We start from the raw sequence: 24,514 nt of genomic DNA, 5'->3' as shown, positions 1-24,514 counted from the left end.
AAATTCGCGCGCAGCCCGTCAGGCGGGCACGTCGCAATCAAACAGGAAATTGGTTTCTTCGAGCGTGAGATGGCCGTCGAGTTCGATCTCGAAATCGTAATCCTCGATGCTGCCATCCTCGTGCTGCGCGCTCAGCTTGGCTTTCACGACGGTGAATTCATGCGCGTCTTCTCCGTCTTCGATCTCGTAGGCTACGAAAACGCCGCCGCGTGCCTCGGGGACCTCGCCGGTCGCGCCTGCAAAGAACAGGCGCATTTCGCCATAGCCTTCCCCCATAGGGTCGATCTGCGAGAGGTCGATCCGGTCGCCGGGTTCGAAATCGGTAATGCGGTCATGGCCTTGGCCCGCGTTCTGGATAGATGCGAGCGAGGTGAAGACGAAGACGTCCTCTCCCGCGCCACCAGAGAAGAGGTTGCAGGCATCGCTTGCGACCAGCTGATCATCGCCCGCGCCGGAGGTGACGTTCTCGATGCTGACGAGCGTCGCCTCGCCCGCAGCGCTCGTCATCGTCCCGGCAGATAGATCGACGGTGACCGACTCCGCGATGCGGCTGAGGTCGAGCGTGTCGGATCCTCCGCCGCCATCGTAGCTGTCGCCCGAGGCCTGCGAGATCTCTGCGACCACGATGCGGTCCTCGCCCGCGCCACCGGAGACGAGGTCTTCGCCTGCGCCGCCATCTAGCAGATCGCAACCTTCGCCGCCCATCAGCGTGTCGTTGCCCGATCCGCCATCGATGCTGTCCGCGCCCATGCCGCCGTCGAGATAGTCGTTGCCGTCCTCGCCATGCAGCGCATCCGCGCCCGCCTCGCCGAAGACGATATCGTCGCCTGCACCTGCGAAGACCGTGTCATTGCCCGCGCCGCCATAGATGACATCCGCGCCCGCGCCACCAATCAACACGTCGCAGCCATCGCCGCCGTCGAGCATGTCGTCGCCTTCGCGGCCATAGAGGATGTCGTCGCCCCCCTCGCCCCGGATCGCGTCGCGGTCGGGCGTGCCGGTCAGCAGATCGGCCTCGGCGGTGCCGATCACGTCATGATAGTCGGGCGGCAGGATCAGTGCCGTCGCGGTCTGGCCGATTGCCAGCTCGCCATCGCTGAGGTCGTAGGTGATGACCAACTCGCCCTCGAACCCCTGATCGGGTTTGATGAGCCATTCGCCCTCGCCATGGGCGATCACCTCGCCCCCTTGGGCCTGCATCGACAGGATGGAGAGAGGATCGCCGTCGGGATCGCTCGCCCCGCTTAGCAACACGGCCGCGACGACGAAGAAGCTCTCGTCACGCCGCCCGGGCGAAAGGCGCACCGGGCCATTCGTCTCCGGCGCGCGGTTGCGCGGGACCTCGGGCGCCGGACCCGGCGGACGGGGCTCATCAGGCGCGCGGTCCCCGCTCCCGCGCGCCTTGCGCGCCGCGGCACGGGTCGAGGAGAAGACCGGAACTTTTGGAAAATCGAACTCCTTTACCTCGATCGACTCGGGGAAGAACAGCGTATCGTCCTGCGCATCCACCGTCGCCTTGTGCTTGGCGTGCCAGCGTTGCGGAGAGAGCGCGAAAGGGGCCGGATTTGCGCCCGGGAACAGGATCACGTTCTCGGGCAACGGGTCGGGCTGCTCCTCCTCCTGCGCCAGTGCCGCACTCGGCCCCATTTCGGGGATGTGATGCGCGTTCGGCGTCTGCGGGCCGGCGGGGGCGTCGGGATCTGCCGGGGGGTGGGCCGGGCCGTCCTGAACACCTTCCGCCTGCGCCGCATCCGTGCCGAAGAGCTTGCGCGCGAGCGCCGCCCAGGCAAGAGCTACCAGCCCCGCCGCCACGCGGCCGGGCCAGACCGAGCGCCGCTCCGGCGCACGGTATTTCTGTATCGGCGCGAGCGCCGCTTCGTCATCCGGGATACCGAGCTTGAGCTTGTCCTGTGCCATGGCTCAGCCCACCGCCTGTTCGATGCTGTCCCCGAGCTCCGCCGCCGGAGCGGTGCGTTTGCCCTTGGGCAGCGGTTTGAGCCCGACGGATCGATTGACGATCTCGTCTTTCGGGCCGAAGGCCACCAGCTTGCCACCCTGGACGAAGCCCACGAGATTGACGGATTCCAGCGCCTTGGGGCGATGCGCGATCACCACGACGATGCCGCCGCGCGCCCGGACCGAAGCGATAGCCGCGCTGAGCGCCGCTTCGCCATCGGCGTCGAGGTTCGAGTTCGGTTCGTCCAGCACCACGAGGAACGGCGCGCCATAGAGCGCGCGCGCCAGACCGACGCGCTGACGCTGGCCCGCCGACAACGACGTGCCGAAGGGTCCGAGCTGCGTCTGGTAGCCGTCGGGCAGATGGATGATCGTCTGATGCGCGCCCGCAGCCTTCGCCGCCGCCACGACATCCGCATCCGTCGCATCGGGGGCAAAGCGCGCGATATTCTCGGCGACCGTGCCCTCCATCAGCGAAACCTCCTGCGGCAGGTAGCCGATATGATCGCCCAGAAGGTCCACCCGCCATTGATCGAGCGCAGCCCCGTCGAACCGCACATGACCTCGCAGCAGCGGCCAGATGCCGACGATCCCCTTGGCGAGGGTGGTCTTGCCCGAGCCCGAAGGCCCGATCAGGCCGAGCGCATCGCCCGATTTCAGGTCGAAGCTGACATCGCCCAGCAGCACCGCACCGGAGCCCGGCGCGACGACCGTCATTCCCTCGACGGTGAAGCTCTCGGTCGGCGCGGGCAAGGCGACCATTGTGTCATCATCCTCGAGCGTCGCGAGCGTGTCGCGCAGCCGCGCATGGCTGCGGCGAGCCGCCACGAAGCCCTTCCAGTTGCCGATCGCCATTTCCACCGGCGCGAGCGCGCGCGACGCGGCCACCGAACAGGCGATGATCGCGCCGGGCGACAGCTCGCCCACGATGGTCAGGTAAGCGCCAAGCCCCAGAAGCGCCGATTGCAGCATCATCCGGGTGACCTTCGACAGCCCGCTGAGCGTGCCGGTGATGTCGCTGGTGCGCGCATGTAGGCGCAGATGTTCGGCATTGGCGGTGTCGAACCGCTCGACCGCGCGGCGACCGAAGCCCATCGCGTGCAGCACATCGGCATTGCGGGTGTTGGTGTCGGCGATCATCGCGCGGGCGATGGAGGCCTTCTGCAGCTCCCGGCCCGAGCGGCGCGACATCATTTCGGTGATGACGGTCAGCGTGATCAGAACGCAGGCCCCGCCGATGGTCATCAGCCCCAGCAGCGGGTGAAGCAGATAGACGAAACCGAGAAACAGCGGCATCCACGGCAGATCGAGCAGCGCAATGGCCCCGGCCCCCGAGATGAAGCTGCGGATCGTGTCGACGTCGCGGCCCCGCTCCAGCGCCTCAGAAGTGGAATAGCCAAAGCGCGGCATCTCGATCGCGACGCGATGCGTGAGCGGCGCGAGGCGGTTGTCGATCCGTGCGCCGACCCGCACGAGGATCTGGTTGCGCAGCACATCGAACAGGCCCTGAAACAGGTAGAGCGCGATGGCGAGAACCGAGAGCGCCAGCAGCGTCGGGACCGAGCCGCTGGTCAGCGCCCGGTCGTAGATTTGCAACATGTAGAACGAGCCCGTCAGTGCGAGCAGACTGATCACGAAGGACAGGCCGAGAAGAAAGACGATCAGACCGCGATAGCGGCCGAGACGTTCGGAAACGAGCTCTTCGCTGGCTTGGAAACGGCGACGTGCATTGCTCATGTGATCCTCCCACCAAGATCTTGAGACTTTGAAAAATCACGCCCGGCGGACCCCTCCGCCGGGCGCTACCCCCTTAGTTCACCCCGTTGAAATCAGAGGCGTCGAGCATGTGACGGCCCGCGATGTCGATCTCGAAATCGGCATCCAGATCGTCGTCGACATTGCCCGCGACAATCGTGTGCTCGCCGTCGTCGCGCATCTCGTAGGAGACCCGCAGCTCGCCCGCGGCACTGAAATCGCCCGCCGCGAACAGGACGAAGGATTGCGCCCCCGCCGCGCCCTGATCGGCGTCGATCCCGCTCAGGTCGATCTTGTCGCCCGGTGCGAAACCGTTGATCCGGTCGCCATCGGCATCGGCCGCGGAGTTGAACACGAAAGTGTCGTGGCCGCCGCCGCCATCCATCACGTTGACCGCGCTGTTGGCGATGATCGTGTCGTCGCCGCTGCCGGTGATGACATTCTCGAAGCTGTAGATCTGATCCGCGGTCTCGCCGATCATCACCTGACCGTGGCCGTTGGTGCCGTGGCCCAGATCGACCTCGACCGAGGCCTGGATCGCGGCGTAGTCGAGCGTATCCGAGCCCTCCCCGCCCCAGTAGCTGTCGGCCCCGTCGTCTTCGGTCGCGATCACCGTGTCGTCGCCGTCATCGGCGAAGACCATGTCGCGGCCCTTGCCAGCCTCGATCACGTCGTCGCCTTCGCCGCCGAAGAGACGATCCGCGCCCCCGTCGCCGAAGATCATGTCGTCGCCTTCGTTGCCGAGCGCATTGTCCGCGCCGCCGCCTGCGAAGATGACGTCATTGCCTTCCATGCCGATGAAGGTCTCGGCGGTGTCGTCGCCGACCAGCACCAGCCCGTCGGGCATCGCGCTGTCGGAGCCGTCATCGCTGCCGCTGCCGCTATCCGAGCCGTCCGGGTTCGTATTGTCCGGACGCGCGCCGTGGCGTGCATCGACAAGCACGTCCTGCGACCGCGTTCCGCCGACCAGCACGTTATCGCCGCCGCCACCGTGGAAGACGATGCGGTGATCGGATTCGAGTTGCGAGATGTCCACGACATCGTCGCCATCATCACCGTTCACCGTGATCGTCGAGTAGTTCAGGCTGGTGCCGGTGAAGTTGCCTACGATTTCGACATTGTCGCCGCGCCGCCCGCCGGTATTGCCGCCGTCGAGCCCGCCGTTGCCGTTATCGGCGGTCACGTCGAGCGTGTTGATCGTGATCTCCTCGATGTTGGCGAGCTCTGCGATCACCTCGCCATCTCGGGTGATAACGATTTCGGCGGCGGCGTTCTGCACCGTGATGTTGGCCGCCATCGCAGCCGCGACAGTGTAGATCACGAAGTTCTCGCGGGTGTTGTTGCCGGTGACGACGAAGCGGTCCCCCGCGGTGCCATTGGCTCCACCATCCACGAAATCACGCCCGTCGGGCCGTTCCGGCTGGTTGCGACGCTGATTGGTCACGTTCCAGACGATGGTGTCGTTGCCATCCCCGCCGGTAATCGTGTCATTGCCTTCGCGGCCGTAGATCGTGGTGTCATTCGTCGCGCCGGTCAGGTTGATCACCTCGTCCGTCGCATCGCCGGTGACGATATCGAAGGTCTCGGTGACCTGTGTACCAGACGCGTCGGTGGCGCGGATCGTGGCGGTGAGCGCCTCGTTGTCGCCAAGCCCGCCCTGAATGCGCACCTGATCGTCATTGAAGCCGCCAAGCCGCACCTCCGGCGAGCCGGAAAGCAGCTCGTAGGTCGCCTGACCGCCGAAGGGCACATCCGCGCTCAGCCGGGCGATGGTGCCGCCGCCACTGCTGCCGGTCGCGTTCCACATTATGTCCGACATCGGATCGGGATTGAGCGAAATCGTCTCGCCATTCGCGAACTCGGCCCATTCGACGCCCACGAGGATATCCACCCCATCGGTCGCGACCGGGTTGCCCTGATTGTCGGTGCCGTTGCGCAGATCGGTGATCTTCACCGCCTGCTGGCCGTTCATCGAGATCAGCTCAATCCGGTAGTCGTCGCGATTGCCGGTATAGAGCGCGGTATCGGTGCCCTCCGTCCCGGTATCGCCGAGGATATGGCCCAGCGAGCCGTCCGAGAACTGAACGCGGGTGTCGCCCGTGCCGTACCAATCCTCGATGAAGCCGGTGACGGTCACGCTCTGGTCGTGACGGTTGTCGCCGATCCAGTAGAGGTTCGAGTCCACGATCACGCTGTCGCCGAAGATGAAATCGGCCTGCCCCGTGCTCTCGTCGCCGCCATCGCCCAAGCCGGTCAGCCGGTCGTCTCCGCCGCCGCCTACGAGATAGTTGTTCATCCCGTTCGAGCCGATGCCGTTCTCATCCGCGCCGGTCAGGTCGTCGTTGTATTGCGAACCGACGAGCCCTTCGAGGAAGGCATACTGGTCCATCAGGACCGAGCCGGTGCCTGCGTTGTTCGAGGTCTGCAGGTTCGCGACGACGTTGATATAGGCGTCCTCGTAGGAGCCGATATCCATGTCGCCCTCTGTGCCGTCGCCGTTGAACTCGATCACCGGGTTGAGCTGCGCGGGGCTGTCGCCGTTGAGACGGTCGCCATCGTTCGCGGTCGGACCGAGGCCCCCTTCGAGCAGGTCGTTGCCCGAGCCGCCGTTGATGTTGTCGTCACCCACGCCGCCGACCATCCAGTCAGCTCCGTTGCCGCCGAACATCTCGTCGACGCTGTCGCCGCCATCCATGTAGTCGTTGCCGTCACCGCCCATCATCAGGTCGGTGTCGCCCTCGCCATAGAGACGGTCGTCGCCATCGTCGCCGAAGACCTCGTCGATGCCGTCGCCGCCATGGACCTCGTCATCGCCCTCGTTGCCGTGGGACGTGTCGAGCACACCGGGCCCGGCGAAGATCGTGTCGTTGCCCGCACCGCCGAGGATGAAGTCGTCATTCTCGTAATCGGTGATGTAGTCGTCGCCGTCACCGCCATAGATGTGGTCGTTGCCCTGCGCGCCTTCGATGCGGTCGTTGCCCTCATCGCCATAGAGCACGTCATCGCCTAGAGCCCCGACGATGAAGTCGTCGCCCGAAAGGCCGATCACGGTGATATGGCCATCATTTGCGGGGCCGCCGGGGATGCTCTCGGTGAGTTGGACATTGTCGAAGAGCGTGTATTGGCCGGTGCCGTCGGTTTCGACCACGATGCTCAGGCCCAGACCTGCGAGATCGGCGGGCACGGCATCGGTGCTCAGGGTGACCATGTCCCAGGCGTCGTCCGTCGTGACGTCGTCGTCATCGAGCGGCGGCGCGAAAACGACGCTGGCCAACACGGTGCCATCCGAGGCCACCAGTTTGACCGTGCCGCCGGTCGCGACATAGCCGATCTTGTCGCCAACCTTGAGCGTCAGAGTGTAGACATTTCCCTCGACGAGGTCCGTGCCGGTGTCGGCTTTCATCGATGCATTGCGGCCAAGCTGTGCGACCTGCGTGCCTTCGGGCAGGAAGGGCACCGCAGCTTCGGTGGGCGCCCAGGTGCCGCCTGTGCCGTTGAGGGTCCAGCCCTCGATCGCCCCATTGAGATAGGTGCCGCGCGCATTGGTCGGGGCTCCCGCCGCGACGAGATCCTGCGCCTCGAAGCCACCATTTGCGAGGGCCACGTCGCGCACCTCGTCGGGCAGCCGCTCCAGCGTCGCGTTGAAGTAGTCGTTGTCGCCATAGGCGTCATCGACACCCATCAGACCGTCGCGCGCATTGTCGTGGTAGTCGCCGCTCGAGGTCGTCCCGTCGAGCACATAGGTGGCCGAGGGCGTGGCAAAAGCGTCCGGGATATGCTCCAGCCCGGTGGTGCGCATGATCAGATGGGCGAATTGCTCGCCGATGATCTGGTCGCCCAGATGGTGGCCGACCGGCATCCGGTAGAGGTAGTAGAAGCGGTCGCCATCCTGCAGGCGCTGGGTGAAGTCCAGCATGATGAAGCTGAAGGTGGTGCCCAGCGGACCGTCGAACATCGCCTGTTCGGCCAGACCGCCGACCCAGAGGTCGATATCCCAGAAGCCCTGATCGCCCGCGCCGCCCGAGAGCGACCAGCCCACACCCGGCGTATAGGTCGGCTCTCCCGAACCGCGCATGAACATCAGCGCTTCGTCATGCAGCGGATCGGAGGCATCGGCTGCGGCATCGAGGATCGCCTGCGCCGCCGCGCGGATTTCGTAAAGCTCGCCCGTGCCGGCCTGATAGGCGTCGCGCGCGGCTTGCAGCCCGAAGGTGCCATCCTCATCCCGCCCATAGGCGGCGATGAAGTTCACCAGCGATTCCGGCGTGCGCAGATGCGCCCCGAAATCTTCCCAGCTGTGATAGGGCGCGATGCCCGAGCCGTTGGTGTTGTTCGAGGTGTTCTGGGTCAGCCCGTCGAAGACTTCCATGCGCAGCTCGTTCAGCGTCGGCAGGCCGACGTCGCGACCGCGCGCAATGTTCAGCGCTGGAAGATCGAGCGGCACGCCCACCAGCGACTGTTGCAGCGCGGCGGTGACGAATTCGTCCATCTCGTTGCCCTGCTGGGTCAGCAGACCCGCCGCGATCCCGGACGCGCCATAGACGTCGAACTGATCGGGATTGAGGAAGACGTCGAAGAGCCCCTTCTCGACATAGGTCGGCACGTAGCCCGGCTCGCCCGGGTTGACGCCCGCCTCGTCGGTCACCGCGATCTGGACGGTCTCGCGCAGCTGCGAGTGGCCCAGACGGAACACGGCCTGCGCGAATTCGAGGCTGATATTGAGGTTGATATCGGCCGAGTAGGACACGAATTCCGGCAGCGCCGGGTAAAGCGTGCCCATGTATTGGTCGACCGCGATATGGTTGTATTCGCTCTCGGTGATGATGCGTGCGGCCTGATAGACGCGCTCGCCATCCCAGGTGAGGCTGTCGACGATGGCCTGCACAGCCGCGTCGTCGGTCAGATCGGTCCCGGCCCAGCTGTCGAAGGTGATCTGGTCGATATCCACCGCCAGCCAACCTTCATTCGCCGCATCCGTGCCGTTCAGCCCGTCGATATCGCCGCTTGCGATCGCATCGCGAACCGCCGACATCATGACGTTTTGTGCTTGGATGTTGTGCTCTTCGTGGAAGACGTGGTGCACCGAGGTCAGCGTGATGTTCTCGTTCACGCGGCCATCGCCCGAGACCTTGTGACGGGCCAGAAGCGCGTCATCGTAGGTGAAGGCGCCCGCATTCGGGTCCGAGGCCGGGTCGAGCTCGTTGCCCTGGAAATCGGCGCCCGGCGCGGCGCCATGCGCGATATCCAGAAGGATCGCCTGATTGGTGGTGCGCACCTCGCCGATATCGGCCGCGGCGCATTTGCCCTCCATCGCGTCCTGCAGGGTCCAGCGCACGAAGGGGTCATAGCCCGCAGCTGCCACATCGGCAAAGGAGGTGTAGGTCATGCCCCCGATCTCGATCCCGGTCGTGGAAGCGATCGCTTCGAGATCGGCGATGCTCTGATCCGAGCGGAAGAGGAAATCGCTCTGCGGCGTGAAGTTCATCCGGCCGATCGCATCTGCGTTGATCCACGGGCAATCGAGCACATCCGTGTCGACCAGTTCGATCCCGATCCGAGCCGCGTTGATCTTCATGTCGGCCCAGGTCGCCAATTCGTCCTTGCCCGTGACCTCCGTGCCATCGGGTGCGACTGCCGCCCCCGTCGAGACGTCGAGTTCCACCAGATTGCCATTCGCATCCGGGCGGTGGACGATCCCGTCCTCGGCCCCGGTGATCAGCTTGCCGGTGAGGACGCCATTGGCATCGTATTGGCGCAGCAGCACGTTGACCGCCTCATGCGAGCCGTAGGTCTGGCTCTGGTCGATCATCAGGCCGGTATTGTTGTTGTAGAGCGGCGTGACACCCGGCAGCAGGTTGCCGTTCTCGTCGAAATCCGTATCGGGGTTCGACAGTTTCGCCCGGCTCAGCATCATCATGTTCGAGACGCCCGGGATATAGGCCGGATCGGCGGGGTCGATCCATAGCGGATCGTTCGGGCTCAGCGGGATCATCACCACGCCGCCGGTCTTCTGGATGAAGTCCAGACCGTGATCGAAGAACTGACCGAAGGCCACGAACCATTCGTTATAGGTGACACCACCGAGGATGCCGGGGTTCGGCATGAAGGCGGTGGTGATGTCGCCCACGACGGAGTTCGACACGTCCACGGCCGAGCCGCCCAGATTGTTCATCGCGGCGACGGCGGCCGGGTTGTAGTTCGGATCGGTCATGTCGACATTCGAGCTGGTGATCAGCTGCGAGATCAGGCGCGGGGTGGAATCCACCACGACCGAGCTGTTGAGAATGTCGAGCGTCGAACCATCGGTGCCGAACTGGTATTCCGCCTGCGCGTCCGACATCGCCACCATCATCGACATCGCGTCGACGGTGGGCGTGTAATCGGGATCGCCGGGCATATTCCCTGCCCCATCCGCCACGAACATCGAGGGCGACATCGACATCGGGTTGTCGACCAGCACCTGCTTCGAGGTTGCGACATAATCGGGATCGTCGGGAAGACGGCCCTCACTGTCGGGCAGCACCAGCGTCACCCACATCTTCTGCACGGTCGCATAAGAGGTGCCGTATTCCGGCTCGGTCGGGTGATTGGTGGTGAACATGCGCAGGAACTCGGTATCGGCCTGCCCCCAATCGGGATGCACATTGCCGCCGGTCCAGACGATCGTGCCATCCGCACCGACGGTATAGCCGCCCGCGAGGTTGTTGTTATAGCCCGACACCTCGCGCACCCCGTTCGGGTCGAGCGCGCTCGTCAGTCGGGAATAATCGTTCAGGATATTTGCTTGTTGCAGCAGATAGTCGAGATCGGCTCCGGCCAGTTTGATCGTCATGTCAGCCCCCTAAGACCAAATCGGGCCGCATCGCGGTCCCGTGTCACACCCATCGCCGGTGCTTGGCTCATCAGGAGGCTGTGCGAGACGGCACTTACCCCTGTGCCTCGCCTCGCGCCGTCACCCCCCACAAGCACGGCGCTTTTTCCTGCCTTCCATCAGGCCAGCAAATCGAGGGGGCGAAAATTGTCTTAGGTCGAACGAGATTCTCCCCTATGGTCGGGAACGCTCCTCGCCAAAGGACGCAAGGGACTATGGGACAAAGGTCTAAGAGCGATGCGACCAAGGTCGGGGGTTTGGGGGCCCCGGACCCGGTGCAGACGGTGCGAAACCCGTTGCGCTGGTTTCTGGGGTTTTCGCTGTCGCTGCAGTTTCTCGTGGGGCTTGGGCTGGTGCTCAGCCTCCTGCTCGCCTCCCTCGCGTACTGGATCAACAACCGTGCGACGACGCGGCTGCTCGATGCCTCTGCCGACACGGCCGCCTTCTACATGCAGAACCTGTTGCAGCCGCATGTGCAGGCTCTGGGCCAATCGGAGGCCCTGCTCCCCGAGGATTTCGCCGCCCTGGATGCGCTCGCGGAGGGGTTTCGTAAACAGGGCAATTTCCTCGCCATCAAGATATGGAGCCGCGAAGGCAAGCTGGTCTTCGCGCCCGAGACCGGGCATGGCCACGTCCTACCCGACGACGAGATTTTCGAGGCGCTCAAGGGGAAGGTCTTCGGGCGCTTTCCCGATCTGGAAGACGCCGCCCATGATGCCGAACGCGCGCTGGGCGTGCAGCTTTATGAGATTTACGCCCCGCTGCGCGATATCGAGACCGGCGCTATTCTGGCGGTGGGAGAATTCTATCAGAATGCCGATGTGGTCCGGGGAGCGCTGCTGACCTCCGCCAAGACGACGTGGCTCTTCGTGGGGCCAGTGGCGATCATCGTCTTCACCATGCTGTTCCTGATCGTGCGGCGCGGCAGCCTGACGATCGAGCGCCAGACCGTCGAGCTCCGCCGTCAGTTCGCCGAGCGCGAGCGGCTGCTGCTGGGCAATTCGCAATTGCACCGCTCGATCGCGGAGGCCGCGCAGAATGCGTCGAACATCGACGAGCGCGCGAAACGGCGTATCGGGGCGGACCTGCATGACGGGGCGTGCCAGCTTCTGTCCTATCTGGTGCTGGAGATCGACCGGCTGGAGCATATGATTCGTTCTCCCGGTGCGACCGATGAGCCGAAAGCGGCCGGGATTGTCGCGGAAATCAAGAAAGTCGCACGCAAGACGATGGAGGAAATCCGTGCCATCTCGGGCGGATTGGTCGCGCCGCAATTCGACGCCGCGCCGACGCTTGCCGCGCTGATCGAAACGCTCGCCACGGACCATGGCCGACGCAGCGGAGCGCAGGTCACACTCGCGCTTGCGCCGGACGCGCCGGAGCTGACCGAGACGACGCGGCGCACCTTGGGTCGGATCGTGCAGGAGGCCTTGGCCAATGCTGCGCGTCACGCGCCCGGATCGAGCCAGAAAATTGAAACCTATCAAGAGGATGACCGCTTCGTCCTGCGCATTTCCGACAGCGGCCCGGCCCCCGGCTACACCATCGAGCAAGAGCGCGAATACCGCGAGGGTGGGCTTGGTCTGCCGGGGATGCAATTCCGGGCGCAATCGCTTGGCGGTACGCTCGAATTCCGCCGTCTCGAGCCGCAGGGCGCGGAGGTGGTTTGCCGCATCCCGCTCGATCCAGACACCCCCCTAAAGGTGACGCGAACGTAATCCTAACGGTCAACAGCCATAGACAGATTGGACTATACTGTAAGCGTCTTTCTTTATTGTGTTTCTTCAGGACACCTTCATTCTAATGGTCCGGGGGAAGACGGATTTCGCGGCATTCCGGACGGCATGTCCGTCGCGCGTTGGGGAACGCGGTCGCGGGATCGTTTAAGGGGTATTTCCATGTCTGATTTCGTGCCGACGACGGCTTGTATTGTCGATGATCATCCAATTTTCCGGCAGGGGCTGTGTGCCGTCCTGCAAGACGCGCTCGGGATCGACGTGATCGATCAGGGCAGTTCTGCCATCGACGCGATCGAGCTGGCCCGGACGCGCAGGCCGGACGTGATGATCCTCGATCTCAGCATGCCCGGCGGCGGGCTGAACGCGCTGCGCAAGATCATCGACCATGACCCGTCCATGCAATGCATCCTGCTGACCGCCTGCGACGAGCCTGCAACCGCGATCGAAGCGATGAGCGCGGGGGCAAAGGGCTACATTCTCAAGGGCGTGGGCGTCTCGGAGTTGCAGGCCGCGATCGACGCGATCCTGCATGGCGGCACCTTCGTCTCGCCCAGCTTCGCGGCGGCGCTGTTGCAGGCGGCGCTATCAGGTCAGGAGAAATCCGAGAGCGAGAACCTTACCCATCGCGAAATGCAGGTACTGCGGGAGTTGGAACGCGGCAAGACCAACCGCGAAATCGCCACGCGCCTCGCAATCAGCGAGAAGACGGTGAAGTTCTACATGACGAATATCATGCAGAAATACGGGGTGAAGAACCGCCTGGAGGCCGTGATCGCCCATCGTCAGGCGCATGAGCGCGCGCTCTCGTCGCGCCCCTATTGATCCGGCGGAGCATGCCCGCTCCGCCAGAGGGTTTTCCGATTACAGCGCCGTCCAGCCGCCATCGACCGAGATCGTGGTCCCGGTGATCTGCGCCGCCGCATCCGAGCACAGGAACACGGCGGTGCCGCCGATCTGCTCGACCGTCGCGAATTCCTTCGAGGGCTGACGCGCGAGGATGACCTTCTCGATCACTTCTTCCTCGGTCATGTTGTATTCCTTCGCCGTGTCGGGGATTTGCGCCTCGACCAGCGGGGTCTTCACATAACCCGGGCAGATCGCGTTGACGGTGATGTCTTCCTTCGCTGTCTCGAGTGCTGTGACCTTGGTCAGGCCCACGACGCCGTGCTTGGCCGAGACATAGGCCGATTTATAGGGCGATGCGGTCAGACCATGCGCGGAGGCGATGTTGACCACCCGGCCCCAGCCCGCCTTGCGCATCATCGGAAGCGCGACGGCGGTGGTGTGGAAAGCCGAGGTCAGCATGATCGCGATGATCGCATCCCATTTCTCGACCGGGAAGTCCTCGATCGGCGAGACATGCTGGATGCCCGCGTTGTTCACGAGGATATCGCATTTGCCCGCCTGCTCGATCAGCGCGCGCGCCTCGGCGCCTTTCGACAGATCGGCCTTGATGTAGCGTGCGGTGACGCCGAATTCCTTCGCGATATCGGCGGCGAGCTGATGGTCCTCATCGCGATCGGTGAAGGAGTTGATGACGACATCGGCGCCGGCCCGCGCCAGTTCGCGCGCGACCCCGAGACCGATCCCGGAATTCGACCCGGTAATGACGGCGGTTTTTCCCTGAAGCGACATGTTCTCTCCTTCGGTGGCGATAAGTTACGGATTCGCCGGGATCATGCCGTGCCGCGCCTGCGAACGCCATGCTGCAAGCGCAATACCGCGTGATATCGCGGTGAGGACCTTGTTTTCTTGGGGGATGACGTAAAAAAAGACGCCCGCGCTAGGGCGGGCGTCAAGTCATGAGGCAGGTTTCATACAGGCAAGAAACCTATCGAGCAGTGCATCCCTTATAAGCAATCCTGCGCCGCTCTCCAAGGGAAAAGTTTGCGCAGTTTCAAACCTCTCGCTAGCTTGGCGCCAATAAATGCAGGCAAGGCAGGGATTGTTAACATGACGAGATCGGTGTTTTTCCATTTACTCGGCGGGGCGCTTTTCGGGCTCGCCCCTGTATTTACAGGGATCGCCGCCGCGGAGCCACAACCTGCGATTGCAATGTATGGAGAGCCTGCACTTCCGGCCGGCTTTACCCACCTGCCCTATGCCAATCCCGACGCGCCCAAGGGCGGCGAGATCAGATTTGGCGTGGCCGGCATGTTCGATTCGCTTAACCCGTGGATTCTGAACGGGCGCCCGGCGGAGGGAATCAGCCGCTATGTCGCCGAATCGCTGATGGGCCGCTCGATGGACGAGCCTTTCACGCTTTACGGGCTTCTGGCCGAATCGGTCGAGACCGATCCCGACCGCACCTGGGTGGAATTCACCCTGCGCCCGGAGGCCAAGTTCTCCGACGGCAATCCGGTGACGGTCGCGGATGTGATCTGGTCCTACGAGACGCTCGGGACAGAAGGTCATCCGCGCTACCAGAACGCCTGGTCGAAGGTCGAGAAGATCGAGAAGACCGGCGAGCGCAAGGTCCGCATCACCTTCAAACCCGAGGTGAAGGACCGCGAAATGGCGCTGATCATGGGGATGCGCCCGGTTCTGGAGAAAGCGCAATGGGAGGGACATAACTTCGCCTCCACCACCAACATGGCTCCGATCGGGTCCGGGCCTTATGTCGTGGGCCGCGTCGATCCCGGCAAATTCATCGAGCTGAAACGCAACCCAGATTACTGGGGCAAGGATCTGGGCTTCAACAAGGGGCGGAACAATTTCGACACGATCCGCTACGACTATTTCGGCGATGGCGGGGTTGTGTTCGAGGCCTTCAAGGGCGGCGAGACCGACAGCTATACCGAATGGAACGCCGCCGACTGGGGCCGCAATTACGACTTCCCCGCCGTGCAATCGGGCGACGTGGTGAAATCCGAGATCCCGAACGGGCGTCCCTCGGGTATCAAGGGGCTGGTCATGAACACCCGCAACCCGGTCTTCGCCGACTGGCGGGTGCGTCAGGCGATGATCGATGCGTTCAACTTCGAATTCATCAACAAGACGATCAACGGTGGCGCCGAGCCGCGGATTTCCTCCTATTTCTCGAATTCTGAGCTGGGGATGGAGCACGGCCCCGCCGAAGGGAAAGTGAAAGCCCTGCTGGAGCCTTTCGCTGATCAACTGCCGCCCGGTACGATCGACGGCTATACGCTGCCCACCTCCGACGGCGGCGTGCGCAACCGCAAGAACATGCGCGCCGCGGCGAAGCTGCTGGAAGACGCGGGCTGGCAGGTCGATAGCGACGGCGTGCTCAAGAAGGACGGCAAGCCCTTCACCTTCGAGATTGTGCTGCAGCAAGGCGCGGCCGAGACCCAGAGCATCGTCGATATTTATACCGAGGCGCTCAAGAAGCTGGGGATCTTCCCGAAAGTGACCGTGATCGATGACGCGCAATATACGCAGCGCACCAATGCCTATGATTTCGACATGGCGTGGTACTGGCGCGCGCTGTCGCTGTCGCCCGGTAACGAGCAGAACCTTTATTGGGGCTCGAAAGGCGTGAAAGAGCCCGGCTCGCGCAACTGGATGGGCATGAACTCCCCCGCCGCCGAGGCGATGGTCAAGGCCATGCTCGACGCCAAAAGCCACGAGGATTTCGTCGCCGCGACCCATGCGCTCGACCGGGTGTTGACTGCAGGTCGCTATGTCATCCCGATCTGGTATGCCCCGGTTGACCGCATCGCCCATATCAAGCAGCTTCACTACCCTGAGAAGACCCCGCTATACGGGGCATGGCCGGGTTTCCAACCCGATGTCTGGTGGTATCAAGAGGCAGGACAATGAAAAAACTCATCCTTCTGGCAGCAGTCGCTGCGGCATTGGCAGGCTGCAACACGGTGGCCGGTGTGGGCGACGACATCTCTGGCGGTGCGCGCTCGGTGCAGGGCTGGTTCAGGTAACCTCGCGGATCTGATCACGATATGGAACCGCGCGAGGTATCTTTGCCTTGTGCCTTGCAAAGCCCCCCGGGCGTCCCTTTCTCAGAAATAGGGCCGCCCGTGAGACGAGCCGCGAAGAAAAGGATCAAAAGCGATGAAATGGCACCATATCGAGGAAAACTGGGCGGCATTTTACGAGGCGATCGTGGACAAGTGGCCCGAAGCCGACGAGGCCGAACTTGACGAGATCGACGGCGATCAGAAGGCCTTCATCCGCTATATCGCCGAGCTGACCGAACAGGAGCCGGCCGACGCGCGCGACGAAATCCGCGACTGGATGCGGGGCGAATTGCCCTCCGACGTGGTCATGGACCCGACCCATGACGGTCATTCGATTGCGCTGTCGGCGAAATATGTCGGCGAGGGCGAAGACGAGTATGACGACGACGCCCGCTTCGGCGACGACGACGAAGAGTGAGCGTCGCGCGCATGACCTAGGTTGAACGGGGCTCTGCCCCGCGGCTCCGCCGCTCCCCGGGATATTTTCGCCAAGGCGAAGCGAAAGTGATGTCGGCGCGTTCGGGCTTGCTCGGGCGCGTGCTGCGTCCTAGCTAGGCTGCATGGATTCCGTTTACCGCACAGACCCGATCCCCGACCCGCCAAGCGCCTTCAACATGGCCGCACATGTTTTGGCGGCGGGGTCCGCGACGCCCGACAAGCTGGCGATGCAGATCGTGAAGCCTTCCGGCGCGCAGCGCTGGTCCTATGGGCGGCTGATCGCGGCGGTGCGCGGTGCTGGGTCTCTTCTGTTGGAGACAGGGCTCACGCCCGGCGACCGCGTGATGCTGCGGCTGGGCAACGGGCCGGAATTTCCCATCGCGTTCCTTGGCGCCATCGCCGCCGGTCTGGTGCCGGTGCCGACCTCGGCGCAGCTGACCGAGGCCGAGATCACCAAGCTCGCCGCCGATCTCGATCCGGCGGCTGTCGTGGCGGGCGACGGGATCGCCCTGCCCGATCATCCAGCGCGCGTGATCCCTGCCGAAATTCTGCGCAAGGCCGAGGACGCCGCGCCCTGCGAGTTCGCAATGGGCGATCCGAACCGCCTCGCCTATATGATCTTCACCTCCGGCACGGGCGGTTCGGCGCGGGCGGTGATGCATGCGCATCGCGCGATCTGGGCCCGGCAGATGATGTATCGCGGCTGGTATGGCATGGGATCGGACGACCGTCTGATGCATGCGGGCGCGTTCAACTGGACCTACACGCTCGGGACCGGGCTGATGGATCCGTGGACGCTCGGCGCGACCGCGCTGATCCCGGCGGACGGGGTGGAGCCACGCAGCCTGCCCCTGCTGCTCAAGCGCTTCGACGCGACGATCTTCGCTGCTGCCCCCGGGGTCTATCGGCAAATCCTGAAACATCACGAGACGCTGTCACTGCCGAAGCTGCGCCATGGTCTGAGCGCGGGCGAGGCGCTACCAGACCCCACGCGCGCGGCCTGGAACGCGGCGACGGGCACCAAGGTCTATGAGGCGCTCGGCATGTCGGAATGTTCGACCTTCATCTCGGGCAGTCCCGATCATCCCGCGCCGCCTGGCACCTGCGGCTATCCGCAGGCGGGCCGCCATGTCGCCGTGCTGGGCGAGGATGGGCAACCGGTGCCGCGTGGCGAACCGGGGCAGCTTGCGATCCAAGAGAGCGATCCCGGCCTCTATCTGGGCTATTGGAACGCCCCCGAAGAGACGGCCGCGCGCCGGATCGGCCCGTGGTTCGTGACCGGCGACACGGTCTCGATGGGCGAAGACGGTGCGATCACCTATCTCGGGCGCGGCTATGATATGATGAATGCGGGCGGCTTCCGGGTCTCGCCGATCGAGGTCGAGGAGGTCATGCATGACTGCCCCGGCGCGGGCGATGTGGCCGCGGTCGAGATCGCGGTGAAGGCCGATGCCAGCGTCATCGCGCTCGCCTATACCGGCGATGCAGAAGAAGACAGTTTGCGCGCTCATGCCGAGGCGCGGCTTGCACGTTACAAGCAGCCCCGCCTCTACGCCCATATCGCCGCCCTGCCCCGCAACCGTAACGGCAAGGTGCTGCGCTCCGAAATCCGCACCATGCTGCAACAGGAGGTCACCTCATGATCACGCTCGATATTTTCGCCGATCCCGTTTGCCCGTGGTGCTTCATCGGCAAGGCGCGCCTCGACCGGGCCTTGGCGCAACGCCCGAACCACCCGTTCCAGCGTGCCTGGCAACCGTTCGAGCTGAACCCGACGATGCCGCCCGAGGGGATGGCGCGCGCCGATTACCTTCAGGCGAAATTCGGTCAGGACGGGGCCGCGAAAATGCATGTGCAGCTCCTCGAGATCGCGGAGGCCGAGGGCTACGATTTCCACCCCGAGCGCGTCACGCATCAGCCCAATACCCGCAACGCGCATCGCCTGCTCCACTGGGCGGGGCTGGAAGAGCGTCAGGAGGACGTGATGGAGGGGCTGCTGGCCGCGCATTGGCGCGATGGGCGCAATATCGGCGACGCGACCGTGCTGTGCGAAGTTGCGGAAGCCGCGAAGATGGACCCGCGATTGGTGGAACGCCTTCTGGCCTCGGATGCGGATATCGACACGATCGTCGCCAAGGAAGCGCATGCGCGCGAGCGTGGGATCAACGCGGTGCCCTCGGTCGTCGTCGCGAACGCCCATCTGGTGAGCGGCGCGCAACCGACCGAGCTGTGGCTGCAGGTGATCGACGAGCTGTCCGGCGCACCGTCCGACGCGACCCAGCACTGACCGCTTTGTCCGGCGTCGCAACCGCCGTCACTATCGCGTGAGCGCACAGGGGGCTGCGCGCCCGGCCCTCTGGCCAAATCGGCGCAGCTCCCTATGCTCGCGCTTCGAATAAATCCGACTTTCGGAAAGCCCCCCAGAATGTCCCAGATCTCTGACGCGCCCCGGGCGCGTACGCCTCTTTCGCTGCCCGAACTGACGGTCATGCTCGCCTCGCTGATCGCGACGATCGCCTTTTCGATCGACGGGATGCTGCCGGCGCTGCCGGATATCGCGGCCGAGCTGAGCCCCGATGCGGTGAACCGCGCGCAGTTGGTGCTGACCTCCTTCGTGCTGGGCATGGGCGTGGGCACGCTGTTCGCCGGGCCGATCTCGGATGCGCTGGGGCGGCGCAAGACCATCGCGGGCGGGATCGCGATCTACATGGTCGGGGCGTTCGTCGCCGCCCACGCCCAAAGCCTAGAGGCGCTGCTGGCCGCGCGGGTGCTGCAAGGGATCGGCGCTTCGGGACCTCGGATCACCGTGATGGCGCTGGTGCGCGATCTGTTTGCCGGGCGCGAGATGGCGAAGATCACCTCCTTCATCATGATGATCTTCATCCTCGTACCCGCCGTGGCGCCGTCGATCGGCCAGCTCGTGATTGCGTTTGCGGGTTGGCGCGGCGTGTTCTGGGCTTTCATGGTCTTTGGTTGCGTCGGCGTGAGCTGGCTGATGATCCGGCAACCCGAAACGCTCGCCCCCGAAGATCGCCGGCCGCTGAGCGTCTCAAAACTACGCGCAGCCGCGATGGAGGTGATCACCCATGCCGATGTGCGCCTCTATATCGTGACGATGACGCTGGGCTTCGGGCAGATGTTCGGCCTGCTGTCGACCGCGCAGCAGCTTTACGCGGCCCATGGCGTGACCGACACGTTCCCGATGTGGTTCGCGATCGGCGCGCTGATGGCGGGCTCGGCCACGATCTTCAACGCGCGCTACGTGATGCGGCTGGGGATGCGCAAGATCGTCAAAGGGACCTATATGATCCAGATCGTCGTTTCGGCGGTGATGCTGGTTCTGGTGCTTTCGGGGCTGACCGAGGGTGCAAGGGGCTTCCCGTTCATCTTCGTCTATTCGGTCTCGGTCTTCGCGATGGCGGGCCTGACCTTCGGGAACCTGAACGCGCTGGCGCTGGAGCATATGGGCCATATCGCGGGCATGGCGGCCTCGATCGTGGCCGCGATCTCGACGGTCGGCGCGGTGGTGATCGCAGCCCCCGTGGGTCTGTCCTTCAACGGCACGGCACTGCCGATGGTGGTCGCGACGCTGATCTGTTCGAGCCTCGCCTGGTGGCTGATCCGCAAGACGCAGGAGACCGACTGACGGGGCTTTACGCACGGGGGCAAAGGGCGCATACCCGCGCATCTTTCCCCGGTCCCGAGTCGCTCCCGATGTCCTCGCCCTATGCCCGCCCCGGGTTCTACGATGAGGCGCTCGCCAAGGGTCGCCACCGCGACATCGTGGGCGGGCGCTGGGACGAGACCGGCCGCGCGCAGATGGCGGCGCTCATGGATCACGGATTGCAGCCCGATCACGTGCTTCTCGATATCGGCGCGGGCGCGTTGCGGCTTGGCTGCAAGGCGGTGCCCTATCTGGAGCCGGGCCACTACTGGGGTACCGATGCCTCGCGCGCGCTGATGCTCGCGGGCTATGCGGCGGAGCTGGATGCCCGCGAGCGGCTCGACCCTGTGCAGCTGGTCGAGGATGCGGATTTCGGTTTTGATGGTGTCACCGACACGATCACCCATGCCATCGCCTTCGGCGTCTTCCCGCATCTTGAGAGCGACGCAATTGCACGCTGTCTCAATGGGTTGCGGCGCTTTCCTCAGCTGGAATGCGTGCTGCTGACGGTGTTCCTCGCATCCGACGAAGCGACCAGCCACCGCCAGAAAGACGGCGTCGTCACCCATGCCGCGCGCGCGCCCTATCACCTCTCGGAAACCGCGCTCTACGCGATGGCGGACGCCTCAAGCTGGCGCCTCACCCGCGACGACCGGATGCTGCCGCGCGGACAGGTGATGTTCCGCGCGGAGCCGCTCAGGCTTTCGCCTTCTTCGCCTCGATAACCTTCTCGGCCAGATCGCGGGCAATCGCGAAGGCGCCCTTGATCTTGTCCTTGTCGTTCTTCCAGTCGCGGCGAATGACCAGCTTGTTGTCCTTCACCTTGGCCAGATCGCGCTGCGCAGTCAGGAATTCCACGAGGCCCTGCGGGTTCGGGAATTTGTCGTTGTGGAACTGGACCGTCGCGCCTTTCGGACCGGCATCGAGCTTGGCGATCATCGCGCGTTTGCACATCGCCTTGATCCGGACGACCAGCAGCAGCGTGTTGACCTCTTTCGGAAGCTCGCCGAAGCGATCGATCAGCTCGGCGGCAAAGCCTTCCAGCTCGACCTTGGTGGTCAGGCTCGACAGACGACGATAGAGTCCGAGGCGCACGTCGAGGTCGGGAATGTAGGCCTCCGGGATCATCACCGGCACGCCGAGATTGATCTGCGGCGACCAGTCGCCATCCCCGGCCTCGGTCAGCTCGCCCGATTTCAGCTTCGAGATCGTCTCTTCCAGCATCGACTGATACAGCTCGTAACCCACCTCGCGGATATGGCCCGACTGTTCCTCGCCCAGAAGGTTGCCAGCGCCGCGCAGATCGAGGTCCTGGCTCGCAAGGTTGAACCCCGCCCCGAGACTATCGAGCGACCCCAGCAGACGCAGCCGTTTCTGCGCCTGCGGCGTCAGCGGCATCCGCGGCTTCGTCGTGAGGTAGCAATAGGCACGCGTCTTCGCGCGGCCCACCCGGCCGCGGATTTGGTAAAGCTGGCTGAGGCCGAACATATCGGCACGGTGGATCACCATCGTGTTCGCGGTCGGAATATCGAGGCCGCTTTCGACGATCGTCGTCGCGAGCAACACGTCGTATTTTCCATCGTAGAAGGCGTTCATCCGGTCATCGAGTTCGCCCGCCGCCATCTGGCCATGCGCCACGAGATATTTCACCTCCGGCACGTGGGTTTGCAGAAATTCCTCGATTTCGGGAAGATCGGAAATCCGCGGCACGACATAGAAGCTCTGCCCGCCCCGGTAATGCTCCCGCAGGAGCGCTTCGCGCACGGTGACGGTGTCGAATTCGCTGACATAGGTGCGGATCGCGAGCCGGTCGACGGGCGGCGTGCCGATGATCGACAAGTCGCGCACCCCGGTCAGCGAGAGCTGCAGCGTGCGCGGGATCGGCGTCGCGGTCAGCGTGAGCACGTGAATTTCCGAGCGCATCTCTTTCAGGCGCTCTTTATGCTGCACGCCGAAATGCTGCTCTTCGTCGATGACCAGCAGGCCGAGGTTGGCGAATTTCACCGACTTGGCCAGCACCGCATGGGTGCCGATCACGATATCGACCGTGCCATCGCGCAGCCCCTCGCGGGTCTTTGTAGCCTCCTTGGCGGAGACGAAGCGGCTGAGCGGTTTCACGTTCAGCGCGGTGCCCCGGAAGCGTTCGGCGAAGGTCTTGTAGTGCTGGCGCGCGAGCAGCGTCGTCGGCGCGATCACCGCGACCTGCATGCCCGATTGCGCGGCGACGAAGGCCGCGCGCATCGCGACCTCGGTCTTGCCGAAACCCACATCGCCCACGACGAGACGGTCCATCGGCGTGCCCGATTTCAGATCGTCCACGACATCCTCGATCGCGCTCATCTGATCGTCGGTCTCGGTATAGGGGAAGCGCGCGGCGAAGCTTTCCCACTCGTGATGCGGCGCTTCCAGAATGGGCGCGTTGCGCAGGTGACGCTCGGCCGCGATCCGCATCAGCTTGTCGGCGATCTGGCGGATGCGTTCCTTCAGCTTGGCCTTCTTGGCCTGCCACGCGCCCCCGCCGAGCTTGTCGAGCAAGCCTTCCTCATGGCCATAACGGCTGAGCAGTTCGATATTCTCGACCGGCAGATAGAGGCGATCCCCGCCCGCATATTCCAAGAGCACGCATTCATGCGGCGCGCCAAGCGCCGTGACCGTCTCCAGACCCTTGTAGCGCCCCACCCCGTGATCGACATGCACGACCAGATCGCCGGGCGACAGCGTCGTGTGTTCGGTCAGGAAATTCTCGGCCTTGCGCTTGCGTCGCGGCTTCGAGACGAGCCGTTCGCCCAGCACGTCCTGCTCGGAAATCACGGTCATCTCGCCGCCGTCGCGCGGGGCTTCGAACCCCTCGTCGAGCGGCCAGACGGTGAGGTTCACTCCCGGCCCGATCTCGCGCGCAGAGCCGATCAGCTTGGCGCCGATCAGCCCTTCGTCTTCCATCAACCCGCGCAGACGCTCACGTGCCCCCTCGGACCAAGAAGCGATCACTACGGGCCCATCGGCCAGACGCGCTTGAACATGATCCTTCAAGGCGCTGAACAGGCTGACGTTTTCGACCTTGCGCTCGGGCGCGAAATTTCGCCCCACGCGCCCGCCCGCATTCAGGATGCCGGGTCCGGGCGGTGCCGGGATCACCTGCAGGCGCAGCACGCGAAGCGGTTTCAACACCGCCTCCCAACCCTCTGGGTTCAAATACAAAAGCTGCGGCGGAGCGGGTTTGTAGACCGAATCCAGCCGGTCGCGCCGGGTCATCGCCTCGCGCCGCGTGTCATACTGATCCGCAATCCCGTCCCACCGGCTTTCCTGCTGCGCGGCGATCTGATCGTCGAGCATCACCGACGCGTCGGGCAGATAGTCGAATACCGTCTCGAGCTTTTCATGAAAGAAGCCCAGCCAATGCTCCATCCCCGCCTGTTTGCGCCCTGCCGAGACGGCCTCGTACAGCGGGTCTTCCGCGCCGCCCGAGCCGAATTCGATCCGGTAATTCTGCCGGAAGCGCGTGATCGCCGCCTCGTCGAGGATGACCTCGGAGACCGGCGCCAGCTCCACGCCTTTCAACTTCTCGGTCGTGCGCTGGGTCACCGGGTCGAAGCCGCGCGCGTCGTCGAGCACATCGCCGAACAGGTCGAGCCGCACCGGGCCGCCCTCGCCGGGCGGGAAGATGTCGATGATGCCGCCGCGGATCGCGTAATCACCGGGCTCGGAGACGGTCGAGGCCTGCGAGAAGCCCATCCGCACGAGGAATTCGCGCAACGCCTGCTCGTTGATCCGCTTGCCGACCTGCGCGGTGAAGCTCGCACCGGCCAGCACCTCGCGCGCGGGCACGCGCTGCATGGCAGCCGAGAGCGTCGTCAGCAGAACGAACGGCCCGGGCATCCCCGAGGCGAGCGCAGCCAGCGTCGCCATCCGCGTGGCCGAGATATCGGCATTGGGCGAGACCCGGTCATAGGGCAGACAATCCCAGGCCGGGAAGTCCAGCACCGTCGCCTCGGGCGCGAAGAACGCGAGTGCCCCGCGCATGGCCGCCAGACGGCGATCGTCGCGCGCGACATGGATGACCGATTTGCCCTTCGCGAGCTCTTTGGCCAGCAAGGCGGCGTCGAACCCTTCCGGGGCGCCCGAGAGAAGAAAATGCTCCATAGCCAAGCGAGGTATC

Annotated in this window: 14 protein-coding genes; 9 read left to right on the top strand and 5 right to left on the bottom strand. The window is 64.4% G+C overall.

Going from position 1 to position 24,514, the window contains the following annotated elements; translation table 11 throughout:
* Nucleotides 1-18: 18 nt before the first annotated feature.
* The 3 genes from BMI89_RS18595 to BMI89_RS18585 form a co-directional block, all read right to left on the bottom strand.
* Nucleotides 19-1,917 carry a cadherin-like domain-containing protein gene (locus BMI89_RS18595; RefSeq protein WP_078572322.1) on the bottom strand — a complete coding sequence of 633 codons (1,899 nt, stop codon included), beginning with the start codon at nucleotides 1,915-1,917 and terminating at the stop codon, nucleotides 19-21.
* A 3-nt stretch (nucleotides 1,918-1,920) separates the two neighbouring features.
* A complete protein-coding gene (locus BMI89_RS18590; protein WP_078572321.1) occupies nucleotides 1,921-3,693 on the bottom strand; it encodes a type I secretion system permease/ATPase in 1,773 nt (590 codons plus the stop codon).
* Nucleotides 3,694-3,766: 73 nt separating this feature from the next.
* Nucleotides 3,767-10,543, bottom strand: a complete 6,777-nt coding sequence (locus tag BMI89_RS18585) for a peroxidase family protein (RefSeq protein ID WP_078572320.1) — start codon at nucleotides 10,541-10,543, stop codon at nucleotides 3,767-3,769.
* 254 nt (nucleotides 10,544-10,797) lie between these two features.
* Here BMI89_RS18585 and BMI89_RS18580 point away from each other — a divergent pair, with 254 nt between their 5' ends.
* Together BMI89_RS18580 and BMI89_RS18575 are read left to right on the top strand one after the other, a co-directional pair.
* Nucleotides 10,798-12,300, top strand: a complete 1,503-nt coding sequence (locus tag BMI89_RS18580) for an ATP-binding protein (RefSeq protein ID WP_168176837.1) — start codon at nucleotides 10,798-10,800, stop codon at nucleotides 12,298-12,300.
* A gap of 180 nt (nucleotides 12,301-12,480) precedes the next feature.
* Nucleotides 12,481-13,143, top strand: coding sequence for a response regulator transcription factor (locus tag BMI89_RS18575; RefSeq protein WP_158522160.1), 663 nt, complete (start codon nucleotides 12,481-12,483; stop codon nucleotides 13,141-13,143).
* A gap of 39 nt (nucleotides 13,144-13,182) precedes the next feature.
* Here the strand turns inward: BMI89_RS18575 and BMI89_RS18570 are convergent, their stop codons facing one another.
* Nucleotides 13,183-13,956 carry a 3-hydroxybutyrate dehydrogenase gene (locus BMI89_RS18570; protein ID WP_078520656.1) on the bottom strand — a complete coding sequence of 258 codons (774 nt, stop codon included), beginning with the start codon at nucleotides 13,954-13,956 and terminating at the stop codon, nucleotides 13,183-13,185.
* A 318-nt stretch (nucleotides 13,957-14,274) separates the two neighbouring features.
* Between BMI89_RS18570 and BMI89_RS18565 the strand changes: the two genes are divergently transcribed.
* The 7 genes from BMI89_RS18565 (at nucleotide 14,275) to BMI89_RS18540 (ending at nucleotide 21,083) form a co-directional block, all read left to right on the top strand.
* Nucleotides 14,275-16,101, top strand: a complete 1,827-nt coding sequence (locus tag BMI89_RS18565; RefSeq protein ID WP_078572317.1) for an extracellular solute-binding protein — start codon at nucleotides 14,275-14,277, stop codon at nucleotides 16,099-16,101.
* Nucleotides 16,098-16,217, top strand: coding sequence for a lipoprotein (locus BMI89_RS21260; RefSeq protein ID WP_338113616.1), 120 nt, complete (start codon nucleotides 16,098-16,100; stop codon nucleotides 16,215-16,217). Before BMI89_RS18565 ends, BMI89_RS21260 begins: the two co-directional genes overlap by 4 nt.
* Nucleotides 16,218-16,350: 133 nt before the next feature.
* Entirely contained in the window at nucleotides 16,351-16,674 is a 324-nt protein-coding gene (locus BMI89_RS18560) for a hypothetical protein (protein WP_078520654.1), read from the top strand.
* A gap of 142 nt (nucleotides 16,675-16,816) precedes the next feature.
* Nucleotides 16,817-18,337, top strand: coding sequence for a class I adenylate-forming enzyme family protein (locus BMI89_RS18555; protein ID WP_078572316.1), 1,521 nt, complete (start codon nucleotides 16,817-16,819; stop codon nucleotides 18,335-18,337).
* Nucleotides 18,334-18,981: a DsbA family oxidoreductase gene (locus tag BMI89_RS18550; protein ID WP_078572315.1), complete on the top strand. Its 648-nt coding sequence runs from the start codon at nucleotides 18,334-18,336 to the stop codon at nucleotides 18,979-18,981. The genes BMI89_RS18555 and BMI89_RS18550 overlap by 4 nt, the downstream gene beginning before the upstream one ends.
* A 138-nt stretch (nucleotides 18,982-19,119) precedes the next feature.
* Nucleotides 19,120-20,340, top strand: a complete 1,221-nt coding sequence (locus BMI89_RS18545; protein WP_078572314.1) for a multidrug effflux MFS transporter — start codon at nucleotides 19,120-19,122, stop codon at nucleotides 20,338-20,340.
* A 68-nt stretch (nucleotides 20,341-20,408) separates the two neighbouring features.
* Nucleotides 20,409-21,083: a class I SAM-dependent methyltransferase gene (locus tag BMI89_RS18540; RefSeq protein ID WP_078572313.1), complete on the top strand. Its 675-nt coding sequence runs from the start codon at nucleotides 20,409-20,411 to the stop codon at nucleotides 21,081-21,083.
* On the opposite strand, the gene mfd is transcribed toward BMI89_RS18540, so the two are convergent.
* Entirely contained in the window at nucleotides 21,055-24,498 is a 3,444-nt protein-coding gene (gene mfd / locus BMI89_RS18535; RefSeq protein WP_078572312.1) for a transcription-repair coupling factor, read from the bottom strand. The genes BMI89_RS18540 and mfd overlap by 29 nt on opposite strands.
* Between the last annotated feature and the right edge of the window lie 16 nt (nucleotides 24,499-24,514).

The sequence above is a fragment of the Thioclava sp. F36-7 genome (assembly GCF_002020075.1).
GTDB classification, from domain to species: Bacteria; Pseudomonadota; Alphaproteobacteria; order Rhodobacterales; family Rhodobacteraceae; genus Thioclava; species Thioclava sediminum.
The sequence above is the reverse complement of the archived record's forward strand: the minus strand, read 5'-3'. Positions and strand labels throughout refer to the sequence as shown.